General features: G+C 71.1%; 17 protein-coding genes and 1 pseudogene. 7 read left to right on the top strand and 11 right to left on the bottom strand.

Annotation, left to right across the window (positions count from 1 at the left end; translation table 11 throughout):
• Window positions 1-5: 5 nt before the first annotated feature.
• Window positions 6-542, bottom strand: coding sequence for a hypothetical protein (locus ACIBO1_RS28585; protein ID WP_396751791.1), 537 nt, complete (start codon window positions 540-542; stop codon window positions 6-8).
• 1,277 nt (window positions 543-1,819) lie between these two features.
• On the opposite strand from ACIBO1_RS28585, the gene ACIBO1_RS28580 reads away from it, so the two are divergent.
• From ACIBO1_RS28580 to ACIBO1_RS28570, 3 genes are all read left to right on the top strand, one after another.
• On the top strand, window positions 1,820-3,316 hold the full coding sequence (locus ACIBO1_RS28580; RefSeq protein ID WP_396751789.1) for an alpha/beta hydrolase: 1,497 nt from the start codon (window positions 1,820-1,822) through the stop codon (window positions 3,314-3,316).
• Between the two features lie 74 nt (window positions 3,317-3,390).
• Window positions 3,391-3,858 (top strand): MarR family transcriptional regulator, encoded by a 468-nt coding sequence (locus tag ACIBO1_RS28575; RefSeq protein ID WP_396751787.1) that lies wholly within the window; start codon window positions 3,391-3,393, stop codon window positions 3,856-3,858.
• Between the two features lie 24 nt (window positions 3,859-3,882).
• The gene (locus ACIBO1_RS28570) at window positions 3,883-4,614 is read left to right on the top strand and encodes a helix-turn-helix domain-containing protein (protein WP_396751785.1); all 732 of its coding nucleotides are present in this window, start codon (window positions 3,883-3,885) and stop codon (window positions 4,612-4,614) included.
• A 114-nt stretch (window positions 4,615-4,728) separates the two neighbouring features.
• On the opposite strand, the gene ACIBO1_RS28565 is transcribed toward ACIBO1_RS28570, so the two are convergent.
• The 3 genes and pseudogenes from ACIBO1_RS28565 to ACIBO1_RS28555 all read right to left on the bottom strand — a co-directional run.
• Window positions 4,729-5,304 (bottom strand): dihydrofolate reductase family protein, encoded by a 576-nt coding sequence (locus ACIBO1_RS28565; protein ID WP_396751783.1) that lies wholly within the window; start codon window positions 5,302-5,304, stop codon window positions 4,729-4,731.
• Between the two features lie 1,134 nt (window positions 5,305-6,438).
• Window positions 6,439-6,741, bottom strand: a complete 303-nt coding sequence (locus tag ACIBO1_RS28560) for a cellulose binding domain-containing protein (RefSeq protein WP_396751825.1) — start codon at window positions 6,739-6,741, stop codon at window positions 6,439-6,441.
• Window positions 6,742-6,825: 84 nt separating this feature from the next.
• Window positions 6,826-7,944 (bottom strand): annotated as a pseudogene (locus ACIBO1_RS28555) (PQQ-dependent sugar dehydrogenase); the annotation flags it as partial.
• Between the two features lie 320 nt (window positions 7,945-8,264).
• Between ACIBO1_RS28555 and ACIBO1_RS28550 the strand changes: the two are divergent.
• The 4 genes from ACIBO1_RS28550 (at window position 8,265) to ACIBO1_RS28535 (ending at window position 12,090) form a co-directional block, all read left to right on the top strand.
• Complete coding sequence (locus ACIBO1_RS28550; RefSeq protein ID WP_396751781.1) at window positions 8,265-9,443, top strand: sensor histidine kinase; 1,179 nt, start codon at window positions 8,265-8,267, stop codon at window positions 9,441-9,443.
• On the top strand, window positions 9,433-10,623 hold the full coding sequence (locus tag ACIBO1_RS28545) for a hypothetical protein (RefSeq protein WP_396751779.1): 1,191 nt from the start codon (window positions 9,433-9,435) through the stop codon (window positions 10,621-10,623). The genes ACIBO1_RS28550 and ACIBO1_RS28545 overlap by 11 nt, the downstream gene beginning before the upstream one ends.
• Entirely contained in the window at window positions 10,596-11,309 is a 714-nt protein-coding gene (locus ACIBO1_RS28540) for a response regulator (RefSeq protein ID WP_396751777.1), read from the top strand. Before ACIBO1_RS28545 ends, ACIBO1_RS28540 begins: the two co-directional genes overlap by 28 nt.
• Before the next feature lie 79 nt (window positions 11,310-11,388).
• A complete protein-coding gene (locus ACIBO1_RS28535; RefSeq protein ID WP_396751775.1) occupies window positions 11,389-12,090 on the top strand; it encodes a hypothetical protein in 702 nt (233 codons plus the stop codon).
• A 25-nt stretch (window positions 12,091-12,115) separates the two neighbouring features.
• Here ACIBO1_RS28535 and ACIBO1_RS28530 read toward each other — a convergent pair whose 3' ends face one another.
• The 7 genes from ACIBO1_RS28530 to ACIBO1_RS28500 all read right to left on the bottom strand — a co-directional run bounded on the left by ACIBO1_RS28530 (window position 12,116) and on the right by ACIBO1_RS28500 (window position 19,739).
• A complete protein-coding gene (locus ACIBO1_RS28530; RefSeq protein ID WP_396751773.1) occupies window positions 12,116-12,865 on the bottom strand; it encodes a lysophospholipid acyltransferase family protein in 750 nt (249 codons plus the stop codon).
• Window positions 12,866-12,919: 54 nt separating this feature from the next.
• Window positions 12,920-14,980, bottom strand: coding sequence for a glycogen debranching N-terminal domain-containing protein (locus ACIBO1_RS28525; protein WP_396751771.1), 2,061 nt, complete (start codon window positions 14,978-14,980; stop codon window positions 12,920-12,922).
• Window positions 14,980-15,348, bottom strand: a complete 369-nt coding sequence (locus ACIBO1_RS28520; protein ID WP_396751769.1) for an SCP2 sterol-binding domain-containing protein — start codon at window positions 15,346-15,348, stop codon at window positions 14,980-14,982. The genes ACIBO1_RS28525 and ACIBO1_RS28520 overlap by 1 nt, the downstream gene beginning before the upstream one ends.
• Before the next feature lie 180 nt (window positions 15,349-15,528).
• A complete protein-coding gene (locus ACIBO1_RS28515) occupies window positions 15,529-15,945 on the bottom strand; it encodes a CBS domain-containing protein (RefSeq protein ID WP_396751767.1) in 417 nt (138 codons plus the stop codon).
• A 62-nt stretch (window positions 15,946-16,007) separates the two neighbouring features.
• Window positions 16,008-17,030 (bottom strand): aspartate-semialdehyde dehydrogenase, encoded by a 1,023-nt coding sequence (locus tag ACIBO1_RS28510; protein ID WP_396751765.1) that lies wholly within the window; start codon window positions 17,028-17,030, stop codon window positions 16,008-16,010.
• Window positions 17,031-17,103: 73 nt separating this feature from the next.
• The gene (locus ACIBO1_RS28505) at window positions 17,104-18,450 is read right to left on the bottom strand and encodes a M16 family metallopeptidase (RefSeq protein ID WP_396751762.1); all 1,347 of its coding nucleotides are present in this window, start codon (window positions 18,448-18,450) and stop codon (window positions 17,104-17,106) included.
• Window positions 18,447-19,739, bottom strand: a complete 1,293-nt coding sequence (locus tag ACIBO1_RS28500) for a M16 family metallopeptidase (RefSeq protein ID WP_396751760.1) — start codon at window positions 19,737-19,739, stop codon at window positions 18,447-18,449. Before ACIBO1_RS28500 ends, ACIBO1_RS28505 begins: the two co-directional genes overlap by 4 nt.
• Window positions 19,740-19,823 lie beyond the last annotated feature (84 nt).

Genomic DNA, 19,823 nt, shown 5'->3' with positions numbered 1-19,823 from the left:
GGAACTTACCCCCAGATCTCTCTGTACTTGTTGATGTCCAGCGACGCCGGGGCGGTGGTGGTCCGATTGTCGGAGCAGTGCATCAGCGCTGTCCGGTTGTCGAAGTGGCCGAGGCGTAACGCGTGTCCGATTTCATGGCCGATCACACCGCGCCGGTTTGCCCAGCTGTAGTTCGTCAGGAAGTGGAGGTTCAAATAAATGTCGTCCTGGCCGGCCGACGACTGCCAGTAGCCGGACCAGGTGACCGTGCTCCGGGTGACATCGCTGATGTGCAGGTCGTTGACGGTGGTGGCGGTATCCGGCGCGATGTTGACCCGCCCGAGCCTGTTCCACAGGTCGCGGGCCTCCGTGAACTCCCCGGTGTACCTGCTCGATCGGGTGTATCGGATCTCGCGACCATCGACCGACCCGCTGGTCAAGCCTTCGTTGGAGCAGCCGTCCGCGGCCTGGGCCGGGGCAGCCGGAACGGCGACGCCAGCGGCTATCAGGCCCAGCACGACCAGCGCCTTTCCTAGCCGTTTTGGCGCATGCGGTACTGTCACTGTCTGTACTCCTCTGCTGGAGTTCGCCCCAAAGGGTGGAATTGAGCAAGGTGAAGCCACGCAGCAGTCCGAAGAGTTCGGAGGCATGCGATTATTGCCAGTAAAGAAGGCTGAAAGAAGCCGAGCTGGCGCTAAATGGACGACGCCTGGCAGTTAGTGCGCACCATCAACCGGTACACGGGACCATGGTTCCCGCCGGCAGGTGCGGTGCGATGCGGTGCGTTTAGCTGGAACGCAGGTCGGCTAGCCGCACTTTTCGGCATATTTGCCTGATCCGAGCGTCACGAAAATACACCAACTCGATGCGCATGCGAAAACCCCCGTGATCGTCAAGCGCGCTATCGTTGCCGAGAATTCAGGCGACATACGTCAATGCCTTGAATTGATCGTCAGAGTATCACGAGCGACCGAACAGCACCAGCAGGGCCTCTGCAAAACGTAAGCCCTGGTCACGCCGGCGCCCACCAACCACCCGACACCGAACACGAGTTCGCACCTCGGCCGCAAGATCATGCCCGATCCGGGATCGAGTGGTATCCAAGCGCCGCGATAGCCACTCGATCCCGGATCGAGCGACGCAGCGTCCCGACGAGGATGATCAGCCAGGCAGATCATCGCGAGTGCTTTCCACGGGAGCAGCCCAGATAGGTGCAGACCTCGCGCACCCTCCACATGTCCTGCTCGTCGGCACCTCTGGTGTCCTGTGTCCACTTCGCCACCATTCGCTCTCCGCACTCGGGGCAGTGGACCGGCACGTGCTGCGCCCTCTGGCTGGCGTTGAATCGGCGCTGCAAGCTCATCTCCCCGATCGTGCCTGAGAAGCCGCTGCGACTCTCACTCAGCGCTGGATGCCGACGACGCAGGTGCCGGCGGGTCAGCACAGCCTGAGGGACTGGCGGTGCGACTTGGCGAGTCGACAGTCACAGGTCGATGCGCTGCTCGGCCGTACTGATGTGTCGGGTTCACCGAAGCGGCGTGTGGCATGCGCCGGCTCGGCCGGGACGCCGAGCGCGGCGGACCTGACGACGCAGAGGCCCCGCACGCAACCGGGCAGCGCCCGATAGACGGCGCCGAAGTGCGCCCCGGTCGACTCTCCGACCATGGGTGGTGACCGTAGCAACTGGACACCGAGCGTCGCGCAGGCCGAGTCGCTGACCAGGCATTTTGATCTCGAATCGCGAGATTAGACACTGTGTGTATAGCCTGTGTGTATAGCGGCCCGACCATCGTCGAACTCCGGCGGCCACGGGAGGACCGCGAGAGACGGAGGCTGTGACGTGAGACGACAGACGCTGACCGGTACGGCGGCCGCCGCGCTGGCGACCGTGGTGGCGCTCGGCATCACACCCGCCCAGGCGAACCCACGGACCGAGGCACCGGCCGCCGGAACGGGCATCGCGTGGGAGCCGTGCGCCGACGAGCCGGCGGCGGAGTGCGGCAGCGTGACCGTACCCGTCGAGTGGTCCGAACCGGACGGGCCGACGATCGACATCGCGCTGGCCCGTCGTACCGCCACGGATCCGGCCGCGCGGATCGGCACGATCCTCACCAACCCCGGCGGACCGGGTGCCTCGGGGGTGCAGGACGCCATCCTGGGCGGCATCGGCGGCAGCTTCAGTGACGAGGTACGCCGCCGCTTCGACGTGGTCGGCTTCGATCCCCGAGGCGTGGGCGGCAGCGACCCGATCCGGTGTCAGGTGCCGGAGGGCCCGGAGCCGAAGCTGTTCCCCACCACCGCCGAGGAGTTCGACGGCCTGCGCGCCTGGACCCGGGCGTACGGCGAGAGCTGCCGGGAGCACAGCGGCCCGCACGTGGACTTCCTCGACAGCCGCACCGTGGCGCGTGACATGGACGCCATCCGGGCCGCGCTCGGCGAGAAGAAGCTGACCTTCTACGGCAACTCGTACGCCACGATGATGGGACAGCAGTACGCCACGCTGTTCCCGCAGCGGGTGCGGGCGATGGTGCTCGACAGCACGATGGACCACAGCGCGGCCACCACCTGGGAGTTCCTGCGCAGCGAGACGAAGGCGACGCAGGACAGCTTCGACAGGTACGTCGAGTGGTGCCGCACCTCGACCGAGTGTGCGCTGCACGGCCAGGACGCCCGCACGGTCTTCCGGGACCTGTACGCCAAGGCCGAACGCGGTGAGCTGGTCGACCCGGGCAGCTCGCGGACGATGAGCCCGACCGATCTGCTGGATGACATCCAGTGGACGTTCCTCGGCCCGTACTGGACGCAACTGTCGGAGCGACTGGCCGGCCTGTCGGCGGGCGAGCCCGGCGCCACGACGGACGCCGCCCGCCCCACCACGGCCCGGACGGCGACGACGGAGCAGGAGCCGGTCGAGGATCCGAGCCTCGCCATCTTCTGCCAGGACTGGAGGTTGCCGGTGCGGGACGTCGACCAACTGCGGGCGTACCAGGACCGGCTGGCCCGGGTGGCACCGGAGATGAAGCTCAACCTCCAGGCGTGGGGCTCGACGATGGCCTGCCTGGGCTGGCCGACCGAGGTCCGCAACCCGCAGGCGCCGCTGCGGTGGAAGGGAGTGCCGCCGGTGCTGGTGCTCAACAGTCGGTACGACCCGGTCACTCCGCACGAGTGGGCTCGGAACGTGGCGCGTCAGTCGGGTGCGACCCTGCTGACCTACGAGGGTGCGGGGCACGGGGTCTACTCGTTCGGCAGCGACTGCGTCGGTGACGCCACCACGCGGTACCTGATCCACGTCAAGACGCCGCCGCAGGGCACCCGGTGCCCGGCCGTGGAGCAGTGACCGGCGTCTTGACCTGAATCGGACGTGAGGTTCTACGTTCCTCATCCATCCGTTCTGCACTCGGAGGAGGACCCATGACGACGGAACAGCTCTCCGACGCCGAGCTCGCCGCGCAGCCCGCCGCCTACTGGACGGGCGTCGCGTACAAGTCCCTGATCTCGTTCACCCGTGCCCGGCACGTCGAGCTCGGCTTCACGCCGCCACAGTTCTGGCTGCTGCGCAACCTCTCCGTGCACGACCTGCGGCCGGACGGCAGCGGGATGACGGTGCCCGAACTCGAACAGGCGATGAGTTCGTACCTGCCTCCCGAGGACGATCTGGACGCCGAGGCGAGAGTGTTGCAGGAGCGCGGGTGGCTGACCCGGGACGGTGACGGACGGCTGTGGATCACCGAGGCGGGCGAGGCGGCGCGCGTCAGCCTCAAGCAGCACGCACCGTCGATCCGGGCCCGCATCCACCAGGGCATCGACGACGCGGACTACGTGACGGCCCTCAAGGTGCTCCGGCAGTTGATCCGGAACACCGGCGGCGCGGTGGACTGACAGCCACGTCGTAGGGTTGCCGCCGTGGGACTGGTGAACACGTCGCGTTCCTCGGACTCACCGTGGATCTCCTCGGTGTGGACCGGTCACAGCACCCAGGTCTCGCAGATGACCTCCGTCGCCAGCGAGACCTGGGGGCTGGTGTTCTGGCAGTCCGGGGGTACGCCGTTCGCGGCGGTCGTCGGCCCGGAGGACCGCACCGACTCGGCACCCGTACCGCAGGACGCCCGATTCGTCGGTGTCCAGTTCGCGGTCGGCACCGTGCTGCGGGCGGCACCCACGTCGACGCTGCTGAACTCGGGGATCGCACTGCCCGACACCACCTCCGGGCGGTTCTGGCTCGACGGCGAACGCTGGCACACGCCGCGTGTCGACGACGACGCCGAGGCCCTGGTGGCGCGGCTCGTCCGCAGCGGCGTCATCGTCCGGGACCCGCTGGTGCAGGAGGCGGTGGCCGGGCGGCTGCCGGCCACCGCGAGTCGGACCGTGGAGCGACGGTTCCGGGCCGCCACCGGCCTCACCCGGGGCACCGTCGCGCAGATCGGACGCGTCCGGGCCGCCGCGGAGCTGCTGTCGGCGGGCGCGCAGGTCAGCACCGTCGTGGACCGGCTCGGCTACTACGACGAGCCGCACCTCGCGCGGGCGTTGCGACGGTACGTGGGGCGTACCGCCGGTCAGCTCCGCAGCGGTGCCGGCGGCGCGATCGCATTGCCCGAGCCAGGTCGCGTCTCGGCGCCCGGTGGCGCGCGTCGGTGATCGAAGGGTGCAACCCTTTCTTCAGGATCTCCCGGGTGACGATGGCCGGCAGGTACTGACCCCGGCCCCCGCACCGTGCGCGCCACTCGGACGGCGTCCACGGACCGCCGGACCCTAGCGGACGACGTCGTAGACGGCCTTGAGCACACCGTTGCCGTAGGCGGCGGACTCGCGCAGCGCCAGCCGCTGCTCCCGCTGCTCGCGCCGGGGGAACACGCTCTTGCCGTCGCCGAGCAAGACCGGAAAGACCAGGAGGTTGTACCGGTCGACCAGGCCCGCCTCGGCCAGCCTGCGCGCGAGTTCCGCGCTGCCGTGAACGAAGATCGCCCCGCCCTCGGTCTCCTTGAGCGCGGCGACGTCGTCCGTGGACCGCAGGATGTGCTGGTCACCCCAGTCGCCGACCAGCGCGTCCGCACCGAGCGTCGACGACACCACGTACTTCGGCAACTCGCGGTAGGCCGCGTGGTCCTCGGACTGCGGCCAGATCGGTGCGAACGCCTCGTAGCTGCGGCGTCCGAACATCAGCGCGCCGGTCTCCGCGAGTTCCTCACCCTTGAGCGAGTACGCCTCGGGGTCGAACGCCGTCCGGAACACCCATCCCCCAGCGGGGTGCCCTTCGACAGTCCCGCCAGGCGAGTCGACGATCCCGTCGATCGAGATGAATCCGGTCCACACAAGTTCGCGCGTCACCACAGTCTCCGCTTCGGTCCTCGTACCCTGCACCTCGGCCCGAAGGTCCATCACCCCGCGCCACACCAGGGACGCTATCGCCCCCACCCCCACCGGTCTTGTACGAAACCGACACCACCCCCGGACGGCCGACGCCCACCCGACGGACCGAACCCACCAGAGTTGACCAAGGAGTTCGCGCCGTCCGTCCTCTTCCTTTGCGACCCAAACTTCTTGATCAATATTCCGAACCTGTCGGGCGAGTGCCGGGGCGGTGGTGTGCTTGTGATCCCGGTGAGGGTGGGTAGTTCTGTTGTCGCTCCGACGACAACAGAACTACCCACCGCCCTACACCGGGGCCGACCGTCCCCGATCCGCTAGCCATGAACTGAACGAGTGCAGGCACAGAGCTGGACAGGCACAGAGTTGCCGGCAGGTGCCGAGCTGACAGGGGCGGACGCAGGGCCGGGCAGGCGCAGGGCCGGGCAGGCGCAGGGCCGGGCAGACGCAGGGCCGGGCAGACGATCCGACGCCCCGGCCCCTCCCCAGTCAGGGCGGCACTCCCCAACAGACCGTCCCCGTGCGGGCGACGCACCCCCTGCGGGCTGGGCTATGGAGTTGACCAAGGAGTTTGCGCCCTCAGACCTGCCTCTCCGAGACCAAAACTTCTTGATCAACGCGAGCGTCAGCGTGTGGGCGGTGTGCTTGCGCGTAGGCGGGGCAAGATCCGCGCAACTTCAGCGATATTGCTGTCTCCGAGGGCGCCTGAGGCAGCAGTATCCATGAAGTTGTGCGGATCATGATGAGCCGCGTGGGGTGTGCGGACATGTGCACACCATCGAACGGCCCCCGGGCAACACGAACGGGCCCGGGCAGCCCACCGTGGACGGGTGGGCTGCCCGGGGTGGCGTCGGGGCGCCGTTCGCCCGGGGACGCGGGCGGGGATCAGCCGAGCCGGCAGGACGTGCTGCCGGCGGGGATCAGCCGAGCCGGCAGGACGTGCTGCCGGCGGGACTCAGCCGAGCCGGCAGGACGTGCTGCCGGCGGGACTCAGCCGAGCCGGCAGGACGTGCTGCCGGCGGGACTCAGCCGATCTGGCAGGACGTGCTGCCGGCGGGACTCAGCCGAGCCGGCAGGACGTGCTGCCGGCGGGACTCAGCCGATCTGGCAGGACGTGTTGTTGAGGCGGAAGTCGCCGGGGCGGTCGTTGGTGCCGGAGTAGGTCGCCTGGAGGCCGAAGGTGGCCGTGCCGTTGGTCGGCAGGCTGCCGTTCCAGGACACGTTGCGCGCGGTCACGGTCCGGCCGGACTGGGTCACCTGGGCGTTCCAGGCGTTGGTGACCTGCTGGTTACCGGGGAACGACCAGGTCAGCGTCCAACTGCTCAGGGCCGACCCACGGTTGGTGACGCGTACGTCGGCGGTGAAGCCGTTGCTCCACTGGTTGGCCGTCCAGCTCACCGTGCAGGCGGCCGGGCCGGTCGTGGGGGGCGGCGTGGTGGGCGGCGGCGTCGTCGGAGGGGGCGTGGTGGGGGGCGGCGTGGTGCCGTCGCGGGGCGGGAAGCGCAGCACCCGGTCGTCGGTGGACGCCGGGGTGCCCCGGCCGTCGCGGTTGCTGGTGGTGACCCAGAGCCAGCCGTCGGGGCCGTACTCGACGGTGCGCAGGCGTCCGTAGGCGCCGAGCAGTTCGGCGGTGGGGGTGCCGACGCCGCCGGAGCCGTTCAGCGGCACGTTCCACAGCCGGGTGCCGCGCAGGCCCGCCACGAAGAGCCGGTTCCCGGCGATGGTGACGCCGCTCGGTGACGCCTCGGCCGGGGTCCAGACGAGCAGGGGGTCACGGAACCGGGGGTCGTTGGCCCGGCCCTCGACCGTGGGCCAGCCGTAGTTGCCGCCCGCGACGATCAGGTTGACCTCGTCCCAGGTGTTCTGACCGAACTCGCTGGCATATAGTCGGCCTTGGGCGTCCCAGGCAAGACCCTGCACGTGGCGGTGGCCGAGGCTGTAGACGGGTGACCCGGCCGTCGGGTTGTCCGACGGGACGGTGCCGTCCGGCCGGATACGCAGGATCTTGCCGTTGCGGCTCTGCGGGTTCTGGGCCGTGGCGGTCTGTCCGGCGTCTCCCACTCCGACATAGAGCATGCCGTCCGGCCCGAAGGCGATCCGGCCTCCGTTGTGGATCGACGCCCGGGTCAGCCCGGTGAGGATCGGTTGCTGGTCCTGCACGGCGGTGAGTCGGAACCGGGAGATGCGGTTGTCGGTCGCGGTGGTGAAGTAGACGTAGATCCAGCCGTCCTGTGCGTAGGTCGGCGAGACGGCGAGGCCGAGCAGACCACCCTCGCTGGTCGCGGTCACCCCGGAGATCGTGACGACGGGTACGGGCTGCTGGCCGGGACGGACCCGGACCACCTGGCCGGTGGGACGTTGGGCGACCAGGGCGCTGCCGTCGGGCAGGAAGTCCATGCCCCACGGCACCTGGAGCCCGGTGGCGACCGTTTCCGGGCGGGTGAAGTCGAAGTCGCCGACGGCGAGCAGCCCGGGGGCTCCGGCGGCGACGGCGGACGGGCGTTCGACGGCGGGTACCGCGCCGGCGAGACCACCGACACCGACGGCACCGGCGACCAGCCCGGCGGTGAGTACGGCCCCGACCGTGAGTCGGATTTTCATGCCACCTCCCGAAATAGAGATGTTTATCAATGTAACATGAGCGAATTCTCGACACGCGCGAATCGCGCCACGCACAATGCGGCGGAGGAAGAAAACGCGGGAATCATTCGCATTTCTGCCACGGGCCATCGCCCGACTACGGTAGGGAGTCAGGCGATCCGGACCACGGCTCGCCGGTCGAGGTAACGGGCCGCCCACGCGGCGGCGACAGTCTCGACACGCTCGGTCACCTAGGTCGCCGTCACATGCTATTCTCCGGCGTCGATCTCCGCAGCGCGGACCCGGATCGGGTCGATTGTCGCAAAGGACGCCCTCCCCCGATGTCGGCCCACACCGCTTCGATCACGCCAACCGCTTCGGTGGAGCGCCCGGCCACCGGTGCGTTCACGCTGATCTTCACCCGGTTACCGGCGTTGCTACGACTCTCCTGCGGCCTTTTCGTCGCGGTGGTGGCGCTCTCCGTCCGTACCCCTCCGGTCCGGGTGGAGTTGTTGATCCCGGCCGTGGCGGTGCTGACCGCCTGGGCCGGCTGGTATTCGCTGCGCGCCTTCCGGCACGGCATCGGCCCCGCCGTGGTCACCGGGGACGTGGCCCTGACCACCGCCGCGTGCCTGGCGATGCCGGTCCTGGTCGCGCCGGAGGTGCTGCCCGGCGAGGCGAGCTGGATCGCGGTCCTGGCCAGCACCACGGTCATCAACGCCCAGGCGACCGCCCCGGCACGCTGGTCGATCGCCGCCGGCCTGCTGGTCACCGCGAGCTACGCGACCGGCGCATACGCGACCGGGGACCCCGTCGAGGCCAGCGCCCACGCCGCGACACTGCTGGCACAGGTCGCCTGCACGGCGATGATGACCGCGGTGATGCGTCGCCGGATGGCCCGCGCCGACGCCGAGTTCGTGACGAGTCAGAAGGCCACCCGGGAGGCGTTCCTCGCGCGTACCGCCCGGGAGTCGGAACGGCAGCAGAACCGCGACCTGCACGACACCGTCCTGGCGACGTTGACCATGGTGGGACAGGGCGCGGTGCCCGGTCCGTCGCCGGCGCTGCGCGAGCGGTGCGACAGCGACCTGCGTACCCTCGCCGCCCTTGCGGAAGCCCGGTCGGTGCCGGTGGGCGGCACGGCCCGGGTGGACGAACGGCTGCGGGCGGTCTTCGCCCGGCTGCCCGGCCTGCCGGTCAACGCCGACCTGCCGCCGTGCCCGGCACCGGCACCGGTCGCCGAGGCGCTCGCGGAGAGCACCCACGCCGCGCTGACCAACGTGCTCCGGCACGCGCCCGGCGCCGCCACCACCGTGCGGCTGCGGCGCATCACCGGCACCGTCGCGGTCGAGGTGGTCGACGACGGTCCCGGCTTCGACCCGGCCACCGTCCCGGCGCACCGGTACGGCCTGCGCGAGTCGATCCACGGCCGGATGGCCGCGATCGGCGGGCGGTCCGAGGTGGACTCCGCCCCCGGTCGCGGCACCCGGATCCGGTTGGAGTGGTCGGATGTCGGCTGAGGCGGGGACGGCACCCGGGGCGGTGGTGCGGCCGGTGGCGCGTACCACCGGGGTGGTCGACGGTGTCGACGCCGGCCGGGCGGCGGCTGCGGTGGCGCGCATCTCCGACCGGGGAGCCCGGGTCGTCGCGGTGACCATCGCGCTGGTCTGGCACCTGGTGATCGGGCTGCCGGCGGTGCTCTCCGCCTGGTCCGAGCTGGCGGTGCCGCAGGTGGTGCTCGGCGGCTGGCTGCTGGTGACGGCGGTCGGGGTGGTCGCCGGCGTGCGCCTGCTGCACGACCGCCCGCTGCCGGCGGCGCCGACGGCCGGGCTGCTGCTGGCGGTGGACGTGGTGGTCTTCGCCGCGGCCGGTCGGGCGCAGTTGTTCAGTCCCGCCAACTGGGTCTGGGGCACGCTCGCCTGGTTCTTCCTGGTGGTGCTCTGGGGGCAGCGGGTGCGCTGGCTGCTCGTCCTGCTGGTGGCGCACGCGGCGATCGCGATGTCCGCCGTCGCGCTGTACGGCGCAACCGGCGCGGCGGACCTGGCCCGCTCCACGATGGCCCTGTACGGCACCTCCTCGCTGCCGGCAGCGGTCTTCGTCGGCGCGGTGGCCCTGTCTCTGCTCTCCCGCGAGCGGGCCGCCACGGTCGCGACCACGAACGCGATGATGGCCGAGCGGGAGGCCGCCGAGCACGCCCGGCGCGAGCGACGGGAGCGGCTGGCGCTGGCCGGTGCGGCGGCCAGCGAGGTGCTGACCGAGCTGGCGCAGGGCCGGGCCGACCCGGCCGACCCGGAGGTGCAGCGCCGCTGCGTACGGGCCGCCGGACAGTTGCGCCGGTTGATCGCCGAGTCCGACGACGTGCCGCACCCGCTGTTCCACGAACTCCGTGCCGCCGCCGACCTGGCGGAGCGTAACGGGCTGCCCATCGACCTGGTCACAATTGGTGCACCGCCACCGTTGCCGGTGCAGGTCCGCCGGAGCCTGGCCGATCCGCTCATCGCCGTCCTCGCCGAGGCACACCAGTGGGCCCGGATGACAGTCGTCGCCGGTCCCGACGAGGTGGTGGTCAGCCTGGTCACACCGGACCGGGGCGGCCCGGAGGCCACCGGGCCGCCGCCGGAGGAGAGCGACGCGCAGGTCGAGCAGGTACACGAACGGGACGGGGAGATCAGATGGACGCAGACGCGGTGGCGCCGTTGACGCCACAACGCCCCGTAGGAGTGGCCATCGTGGACGATCATCCGGTGGTCATCGACGGGGTCCGCGCCTGGCTGTCCACCGAGCCGCGACTGACCGTACTCGCCACCGGCGACGACCCCGACCAGGTGTTGCGCGCCGCGCCCGACGCCGACGTGGTCCTGCTGGACCTGCGCCTGCACGGTCGGCTGGTGCTGGACAAGCTCGCCGAGCTCTGTGCCGCCGGCCGGCGGGTGGTGGTCTATTCCGAACACTCCGACCCGCGCACCATGCTCGCCGCGCTGGACGCCGGGGCGGTGGCGTTCCTCGCCAAGCACGAGGGGCGGGAGCACTGCGTGGCGACGGTGCTGGACGCGGCGAGCGACCGCCCGTACGTTGCCCCGTCGTTGGCCGGTGCGATGGTCGGTGACCCCCGACCGGACCGGCCGGTCCTCTCCGACAAGGAGCGCGAGGCGCTGCTGCTGTGGTTCCAGTCGATGTCCAAGGCGTCGGTGGCCCGCCGGATGCGGATCAGCGAACACACCGTCAAGCAGTACGTCGACCGGGCGCGGATCAAGTACACCCGGGCCGGACGGCCGGCGGCCACCAAGGCGGCACTGCTCGCCCGGGCGATCGAGGACGGACTAGTCCGACCAGAGGAAATAGGCATCTATCGGTCGCATGCGTCGACCGATTGGCCGACCCCCTAACGGGCGTCATGACAGGGTGTGTCGGATTGGGCGAGGCTCGTGATCAGATGCCACCGCCCGCACCGGAGGTTCCGTCCCGATGCACGATGATGCGTCCCCGTTCTTCATCGCCCCGCATCGCTTCGACGCGGTGCACGACGACGCCGGCCCGGTCCTGGACCGGCGGCACGAGCTGGTGCCGGAGCCCGGCGAGCAGGTGCTCGGCCGCCACCGGCTGAACGTGGCGGGTTACCTGCTGGGCCCGTCGGACGCCTCCCGGACGTGGACGCTGCCCGCCCCGGTCACGCTCACCGTCACCGACTTCCGGATGGTCTACGTCGGTACGCGTTCGCACCTGTCCCTGGTCGGCTCCCGTTCCGGCCCAGGCGGCCAGACCCCGGGTCTGGTCAGCGGGCAGATCCGCTGGCAGTGGCCGTCCCGGTTGGAGTGGTTGCCGGGCACCGACGACGACGCGATGCGGCTGCTGGTGGTCTGCGACGCGTTGCGGACCATCCGGCAGCCGGCGCTCGGCCTGATCGGGCAGCGCGCCGAGGTGGGCGAGCTGGCTCGGCAGATCCGCCGCGCGGTGGCGGTGTTCCGGCTCACCCGACCGGAACTGGTGGACCTGTCACCGCCGGAGCGAGACGCGCTGGCCCGGGTCGCCCGCAGTACGCTGCTGGCCGGCCCGGCGCGGGTGGTGCTGCCCGGTTCCCTGCCCGTCGAGTTCCACTCCCGGGACGACTACTACCGGCCCCGGCACGCCGACCCGATGCCGTACGACGCGGCCTCCGGGCAGCGGTGAGCCTTTCGGCCTGATCCTCGGCGGGTCAGGGTTTGCGGGCCTCCCGGTCGGCGGCGTCCAGCGCGGCGGCCTCCTCCGGGGTCGGCGCGGTGCCGTCCAGGTGGGCCGGCAGCCACCAGCGGTCCTCCGGTCCGGCCGGCCGGTCCGGATACTCGCGCTGGGCCCGGTCCACCATCGCGCGGAGCCGGGCCGCCAGGTCGGCGGTCATCGCGGCGGTGTCCGGGTACGCGCCGGGCAGCATCGGCTCGCCGACTTCGATGGTGATCGGGGTGTGCCGGCGGGTCAGCGTGCGTGGCCGGCCCTTGGTCCAGAGGCGCTGGCTGCCCCAGAGCGCCACCGGCAGCACCGGCACGTCGGCGTCGCGGGCCATCCGGGCGGTCCCACTCTTGAGCGCCTTGACGGTCAGGGACCGGCTCACGGTGGCCTCCGGGAAGACACCGACCGCCTCGCCGGCCCGCAAGGCGCGCACGGCGGCGGCGTACGACTCGGCACCCGCCTGCCGGTCCACCGGGATGTGCCGCATCCCGCGCATCAGCGGGCCGGACACCCGGTGCCGGAACACCGCGTCCTTGGCCATGAACCGGACCAGTCGCCGGGACTCCAGCGCCCCCAACCCGCAGAAGATGAAGTCCAGGTAGCTGACGTGGTTGCTGGCCAGCACCACGCCACCGGTGCGGGGCACGTGGTGTGCCCCCTCCACGGCCAGCTTCAGGTCGAGTACACGGAACATCGTCTTGCAGGCGGCGATCACGGGTGGGTACACGAGTTCCGGCATTCGGCAACTTTACCGTTGGTAGGTTACGCACCGGTAGGACATGGCGCGGCCCCGTCAGTCGGCGAGTTTGTGCAGGTCCAGCCGGCCTCGGGCGAAGGCGTCCACCCGACCCCAGCGGCCCGGAATGTCCAGCACCTCGATCCGGCCCATGCCCACCGGCAGCCGTGGCTCGACCGCCAGGTGACCCTCGTGCGGCTCCAGCCCCAACATGGTGCGCAGCAGCAACAGCGGGGCGCCCGTCGACCACGCCTGCGGGCTGCACGCCGTCGGGTACTCCACCGGGAACTTCGTCTGCTCCCGCTGGTAGCCGCCGAACGCCTCGGGCAGCCGCCCGTCGAAGTAGCGGGCGGCGTCCAGGATGCCGTTGGCGATGACGGCCGCCTCCTCGGCGAAGCCGTACCGGCGCAGGCCCCACGCGCAGAACGAGGTGTCGAACGGCCAGACCGTGCCGTTGTGGTAGCCGATGGGGTTGTACCGCACCTCGCCCTCGGCCAGCGTGCGTACTCCCCAGCCGGAGAAGAGTCGCGGCCCGACCAGGTGGTGGGCGACCTGCTCGGCCCGGTCCTCGTCGACGATCCCGCTCCACAGCAGGTGACCGATGTTCGAGGTGAGCACGTCGCACTGCCGCCCGTCCGGGTCCAACGCCAACGCGTAGTAGCCGCCGTCGTCGACCCACCAGTCCCGGTTGAACCGCTCCTTGAGCGCCGCTGCCTCGCGCTCCAACTGGTCGGCGAACCCCGGATCGTCCCAGAACTCGCGGGCCAGCCGGGCACCACGCATCTTCGCGTCGTACGCGTACCCCTGCACCTCGCAGGTGGCCCGGGGGAACGGCGGCAGACTGCCGTCGGCGTACGAGATGGAGTCCCAGGAGTCCTTCCAGCACTGGTTCTCCAGGCCGGTGTCGGTGTTGCGGCGCTCGTACCAGATGTAGCCGTTACCGACCAGGTCGGCGTACTCGTCCATCCATCGGAACGCCCGGCGGCACTCCTGCTCCAACTCCTTGACCAGCGCCGCGTCCCCGCTCCACCGCTCGTACTCGTCGAGCAGCACCACGAACAGCGGCGTGGCGTCCACCGAGCCGTAGTACGGCGAGTGCGGCTGCTCCTCGAACGCAGCGCTCTCGCCGTACCGCATCTCGTGCAGGATCCGGCCCGGGTCCTCCTCCCGGAAGTCGTCACACCGGGTGCCCTGGAGAGCGCCGAGGATCCGCAGCGTGGTCGCGCTCAACTCGGGCGTGAACGGCAGCGTCTGCAGACAGGTCAGGATGCTGTCCCGGCCGAACATGGTCATGAACCAGGGCAGACCGGCGGCCGGCAGCGTCTGTCCGCCGAGCGAGAGCGGCGCGAATCGCAGTGCCGCCAGGTCCACGATGCACCGCCGGTACGTCGCCGCGACCCGGCCGTGCTCGCTGTTCACCTTCGGCGCCTTGGCGATCCACTCCTCCAGGTCGTGCTGGAGGGCGAGCCGCTCCGTGCCGTGCACCTGCAATCCGATCCGCAGATCCCGGTGGTCCGGGCCGAGCGCCAGCGTCTGCACGTCGATGGTGGTCTGCCACTGCTCGTTCGGCTCCAGGTGGACCGTGTACGAGAAGCCGTTGCGGTCGTACCGGGTCGGCTCGGAGGAGGAGATGACGGTCTCCCGCCGGAAGTTGCCGCGCCGGTAGCCGATGCGCAGCCGGTCCGACTCCACCTCGGCGTACGTCTCGCCCTTCTTGTTCAGGATCTCGTCCTTGACCTCGAACAGGTCGGCGAAGTCGCACGCCGCGTCCATCCGCACCTGGAGGTCCACGGCCTTCTCGTCGTGGTTGAGGATGGTGATGTTCTCCCGGAAGCTGCCCCCGACGGCACGCTCGCGGATGATCGACAGCTTCGCGTCCACGTAGTGCGTGGCCAGGCCGGGCACCAGGAAGAAGCGCGACTCGAAGTACTGGAGGTCGTCGTAGGAGAGCGAGTTCAACCGCTCACCGTTGACGGTGAGCACCCACTTGGACAGGTAGCGGGTGTCGAAGGAGAACAACCCGGTCGGCTCGGTCGGTGTCGCCTCGATGTCGCCGGTCGCCTCGCAGACCACGAAGGTGCTGCCGTCGAGGATCCGTACGGTGTGGCCGGGAGCCATCAGCGGACCCCCTTCCGGTACCGACGCGGCCCCTGCGCCTGCGGCGGCCCGGGAAAGAGCCGATCCACCTGGATCACCAGACGCGCGTCACCGGACACCGTGATGTCCCCGCGCAGCAGCGCCGCCAGCCCGTTCTCCCGGCCGGTCACCAGGTCCTCGAACAGCTCTGGGCTGGTCCCGACCACGGTGTCGGCCGCCAGGTCCTCCCGGGAGACCGTCATGTTCCCCCGGTCGATGCGCAGCAGCCAGTGGCTGGTCCGGGGTCCCTCGTGCAGATCGAAGCGCAGGGCGCCCGACGACTTCGCCAGCAGGGGCTCGTACCCCCGGTGGTCGAGGTCTTCGAAGAACCGTGTGGTCGCGTCCGACATCGCCGCACTCCTCCCGGTCGCTGTGCTCCGAAAGGCGGGTCCCCACGCTCGGCGGCGTCAACCTCGCCCGGATCGGGTGAGCCGGGGCGGGCGAGGTGGGCCGGCGCAGCTTGCGGGCAAGGCGGGTGAACAGCCTCGACGCCGGCCCCCGAGACGGGAGCCGGCGTCGCGCGGCGGAGGTCAGTTGTTCGGGTCGTCGGCGCTGATGTCGGCCAGCACCGACTGCGGCTCCCGCTCCACGGCCAGGTCACCCATGGAGACCAGACCGATCAGCCGGCCGTCCTCGATCACCGGCAGCCGCCGTACGGCGTACGTCCGCATCAGGTCGGCGGCGGCCACGGCGTCGTCGTACTGACTGACCGTGATCACGTCCTTCGAGGTGATCTGGTCGAGTCGGGTGGTGTTCGGGTCCATGTCCTGCGCGACACCCCGAACCGTGATGTCCCGGTCCGTCACGATGCCGACCACGTTGTCGCCGTCGCACACCACCACGTCCCCGATGGCGGAGTCACGCATCTCCTGCGCCGCCGCGGCGAGCGTGGCGTCGCCGTCCATGGTCACCAACCGGGTCGTCATGAAGTCTCCGACCGTTGTCATGGCGCCTCCCTCTCGGTCGTGGGGCAACCCGGTGTCTACCCCACGACCGCAGGCAGTAACGCTCAGCGCTGGGCGGCGACCAGTTCGGCGAGCTGCACGGCGTTGAGCGCGGCACCCTTGCGCAGGTTGTCGTTCGCGCAGAACAGGGCCAGCCCGTGCGGGACCGTCTCGTCGGCGCGGATCCGGCCCACGTACGTCGGGTCCTGCCCGGCCGCCTGCAACGGGGTCGGCACGTCGGAGAGCGCCACGCCCGGGGCGTCGGCGAGCAGTTCGTGGGCCCGCTGCGGGCTGATCGGCCGGGCGAACCGCGCGTTGATCTGGAGCGAGTGCCCGGTGAACACCGGCACCCGGACGCAGGTGCCGGAGACCTTCAGCTCGGGGATCTCCAGGATCTTGCGGCTCTCGTTGCGCAGCTTCTGCTCCTCGTCGGTCTCGGCGGAGCCGTCGTCGACGATCGAGCCGGCCAGCGGCAGCACGTTGAACGCGATCGGCCGGGCGAACGAGCGCGGGGCCGGGAACTCCACCGCCGCGCCGTCGAAGGTCAGACCGGAGGCGGTCTCGACCACCTTGCGGACCTGCTCGTCAAGCTCGGCCACGCCGGACAGCCCGGCACCGGACACCGCCTGGTACGTCGACACGACCAGGCTGACCAGCTCCGCCTCGGCGTGCAGCGGACGCAGCACCGGCATCGCGGCCATCGTGGTGCAGTTCGGGTTGGCGATGATGCCCTTGGGGCGGTTCGCGGCGGCGTGCGGGTTGACCTCGGCCACCACCAGCGGCACCTCCGGGTCCATCCGGAACGCCGACGAGTTGTCGATGACCACGGCCCCGGCGGCGGCGACCCGGGGCGCCAGCTCCTTGGCGGTGCCCTTGCCCGCCGAGAAGAGCACGATGTCCAGCCCCGAGTAGTCGGCGGTGGTCGCGTCCTCGACCGTGACCTCCTCGCCGCGCCACGGCAGCGTCCGCCCCGCCGACCGCGCGGAGGCGAACAACCGCACCTGCTCCGCCGGGAACTCCCGATCCGCCAACACCTGCCGCATGACGCCGCCGACCTGGCCGGTCGCGCCCACAATGCCGATCCTCATGCCCGCGAGGCTACCCAGCGGGCCGGTGGCGGCGGGAACGCTTTCCCACCGCCCGGACCCTCCGACCGCCCGATCACCGCGTGGCGTCGATCACCTCACCCAGCCCGGCCGCCACGATCTCGTCCCGGATCACCGCCGCGTCGCCCTCCACGACCAGGGTCAGCGACTCCGGGAACAGGTGGGCGGCGGCCGCCGCCGAGACCTCCGCCACGTCGGCGGCGAGCAGCGACTCGCGCAGCCGGGCGTGGTAGTCGTCCGGCAGGTCGTGCACCACCAGCGTGGTGAGCGCACCGGCGATCGCCCGGGGGCTCTGCAACTCGACCGAGAGCTGCCCGGCCCGCCAGGAGCGGGCCACCGCCAGCTCCTCCTCGGTCACCCCGCCGGCCTGGGTACGCGCGACCTCCCCGACCGCGTCCACCAGAGCCGGCGCGGTGACGGCGGTCTGCACGCCGGAGCTGACCCCGAACCGGCCGAACCGGCGCGACGAGGCGAAATCGCCCCGGATGCCGTACGTGTAACCGCGTACCTCGCGGATCAGGTGGTTCAGCCGGGACGTGAAGGCGCCACCGAGCACCGTGCCGGCCAGCGCGATCGGCACGTGGTCCGGGTGGGCCCGATGCGGCGCCGGATGCCCGAGCCGCAGCGTGGACTGCACCGAACCGGGCCGGTCGACCAGGATCACCCGGCGGCCTTCGCGCAGCGGCACCTCGATCGGCGCGCCCCGGTCCACCGGTCCGCCACCGGTGCCGGCGAACGCCGTCGCGGCCAGCGCATCCAGGTCGAGCCGGTCCAGGTCCCCGGCGACGACCAGGGTCCCCGGGCGGATGAACCACTCCGAGTGGAAGACCGTGACGTCCTCCACGTCCAGCCCGGCCACCGAATCCGGGTCGCCGTACATCGGGCGGCCCCACCGGCTGTCCGCACCGAACAGGTCGGCACGCAGTACCGCGTCGGCCCGTGGACCCGGGTTCGCCCAGTCCATCCGCAACGCGGTCGCCTCGTCGTCGCGGACGCGCCGTACGTCGTCCGGGTCCAGCCTCGGCGTACGCACCGCCTCGGCGAGCAGTTCCACGGCCGCGCCCAGCCGGTCCACCGGCACCTGCACACTGGCCTGGAAGGTGTCCCAGTCCAGCCCGGTCACCAACTCGGTGCCGAGCGCCTCGATGGCCAACGCGTACGCGGTGGCGTCCCGCTGGCTGGTGCCCTCCTCCAGCGCCTTGGCGAGTACCCCGCCCAGCCCCTCCTTGCCCACCGGCTCCCGGCCCGCGCCCGCGTCGAGCAGCAGCAGCGCGACGGCCAGGTTCTGCCCGGGCAGGTGCGCGGCGACGACCTGACCGCCCGCCACGCTCCGACGCACCACCTGCGGGAACCGGTACGGACGGGCCGCACCCGGTCCCGGACGATCGGCGATCAACGTCATGGCTTGTCCTCCGGAACGTAGGTCAGGGTCGCCCGGTCGGCAGGGGCGAGTACGTCTGCGGCGACCTCGGCGATCTGCTCGGCGGTCACCGCGAGCCAGCCCGGGAGCCGATCGGCGAGCACGCGGGGGTCACCGAACTGGGTGGCGTACCGGCCCAACGCGTCGGCCCGTCCGTCCACCGTGGACATCTGCCGCCACCACGCGGTGGTCAGCAGCGCCTTGGCGCGGTCCAGCTCGGCGGCGGTGACCGGCACGGTGGCCAGTTCGTCGATCACCTCGGCCAGCCCGACGGCCAGCCGTTCGGCGTCCACTCCGGGGCGGGCGGTGGCGGTGGCGATCAAGGGTGCCGGCGCGTGCGCCAGGTCCACCCCGTACGCCCCGACCAGATCCGGCTGGGCGATCCGCTCACCGTCGGCGAGCCGTTGATAGAGGCGGCTGCCCCGGCCGCTGCCGAGCACGGTGGCGAGCACCGTCACCACGTCGTAGCCGGGCGTGCCGAAGGGGTGCGTGCGGTGGGCCACGTACACCCGGGGCGCCGGAACGTCCGCGACCACCGTCTCCGCCACCGGCTCGCCGCTGCGTGCCACGACCAGCCCGTCCGGTGCGGACGGGATCTCCGGCCGGGGCGGGATGACGCCGAAGTACTTCTCGGCCAGTGCGGTGACCTCGTCGACGGTCGTGTCACCGACCACGGTCAGCACCGCGTTGTTCGGTGCGTAGTAGGTCCGGTGGAACGCCTGGAAGGTGGCCAGGTCGGCGGCGTTCAGGTCGGCCATCGAGCCGATCGTGGCGTGGTGGTAGGGATGGCCCGGCGGATAGAGCAGCGGCAGCAGCCGCAGCCAGGCGTCGCCGTACGGCACGTTCTCGTAGCGCTGGCGGCGCTCGTTCTTGACCACGTCCCGCTGGTTGTCCAGCGTCTCCTGGGTCAGCGCCGGCACCAGGCCGCCCATCCGGTCGGCTTCCAGCCACAGCGCCAGTTCGAGGTGCTCGGCCGGGACCGTCTCGAAGTAGTTCGTGCGGTCCGGGTTGGTGGTGGCGTTGAGCGAGCCGCCCGCGCCCTGCACCAACTTCATGTGCTCGGTCTTCGCGACGTTCACCGAGCCCTCGAACATCAGGTGCTCGAAGAGGTGTGCGAAACCGGTCTGACCGGCCGGCTCGTGTCGCGAACCGACGTCGTACCAGAGGTTGACCGCGACCGCCGGTGCGGTGCGGTCCTCGCTGACCACCACGCGCAGGCCGTTGTCCAGTCGGGTCGTCGAGATGGGCCAGGGATAACCGCTGTCGGGCATGGCCCCGACGCTATCCGATCTCCGCGCTCCGGCGGGGATGGGACGCGGCACGCCCGTGTCGCGGGCGGCCGCGCCCCGGCAGGG

The sequence above is a fragment of the Micromonospora sp. NPDC049903 genome (assembly GCF_044460945.1).
Taxonomy (GTDB): Bacteria; Actinomycetota; Actinomycetes; order Mycobacteriales; family Micromonosporaceae; genus Micromonospora.
This window is presented reverse-complemented; position numbering and strand designations above follow the sequence as displayed.

Excerpts from the sequence above, each read along its gene's own strand:
- ACIBO1_RS28505 (WP_396751762.1), bottom strand. The coding sequence starts at position 18,450 with ATGACGTTGATCGCCGATCGTCCGGGACCGGGTGCGGCCCGTCCGTAC.
- ACIBO1_RS28515 (WP_396751767.1), bottom strand. The coding sequence starts at position 15,945 with ATGACAACGGTCGGAGACTTCATGACGACCCGGTTGGTGACCATGGAC.
- ACIBO1_RS28535 (WP_396751775.1), top strand. The coding sequence starts at position 11,389 with ATGCACGATGATGCGTCCCCGTTCTTCATCGCCCCGCATCGCTTCGAC.
- ACIBO1_RS28510 (WP_396751765.1), bottom strand. The coding sequence starts at position 17,030 with ATGAGGATCGGCATTGTGGGCGCGACCGGCCAGGTCGGCGGCGTCATG.
- ACIBO1_RS28540 (WP_396751777.1), top strand. The coding sequence starts at position 10,596 with ATGGACGCAGACGCGGTGGCGCCGTTGACGCCACAACGCCCCGTAGGA.
- ACIBO1_RS28500 (WP_396751760.1), bottom strand. The coding sequence starts at position 19,739 with ATGCCCGACAGCGGTTATCCCTGGCCCATCTCGACGACCCGACTGGAC.
- ACIBO1_RS28545 (WP_396751779.1), top strand. The coding sequence starts at position 9,433 with ATGTCGGCTGAGGCGGGGACGGCACCCGGGGCGGTGGTGCGGCCGGTG.
- ACIBO1_RS28525 (WP_396751771.1), bottom strand. The coding sequence starts at position 14,980 with ATGGCTCCCGGCCACACCGTACGGATCCTCGACGGCAGCACCTTCGTG.
- ACIBO1_RS28530 (WP_396751773.1), bottom strand. The coding sequence starts at position 12,865 with ATGCCGGAACTCGTGTACCCACCCGTGATCGCCGCCTGCAAGACGATG.
- ACIBO1_RS28550 (WP_396751781.1), top strand. The coding sequence starts at position 8,265 with ATGTCGGCCCACACCGCTTCGATCACGCCAACCGCTTCGGTGGAGCGC.
- ACIBO1_RS28520 (WP_396751769.1), bottom strand. The coding sequence starts at position 15,348 with ATGTCGGACGCGACCACACGGTTCTTCGAAGACCTCGACCACCGGGGG.
- ACIBO1_RS28575 (WP_396751787.1), top strand. The coding sequence starts at position 3,391 with ATGACGACGGAACAGCTCTCCGACGCCGAGCTCGCCGCGCAGCCCGCC.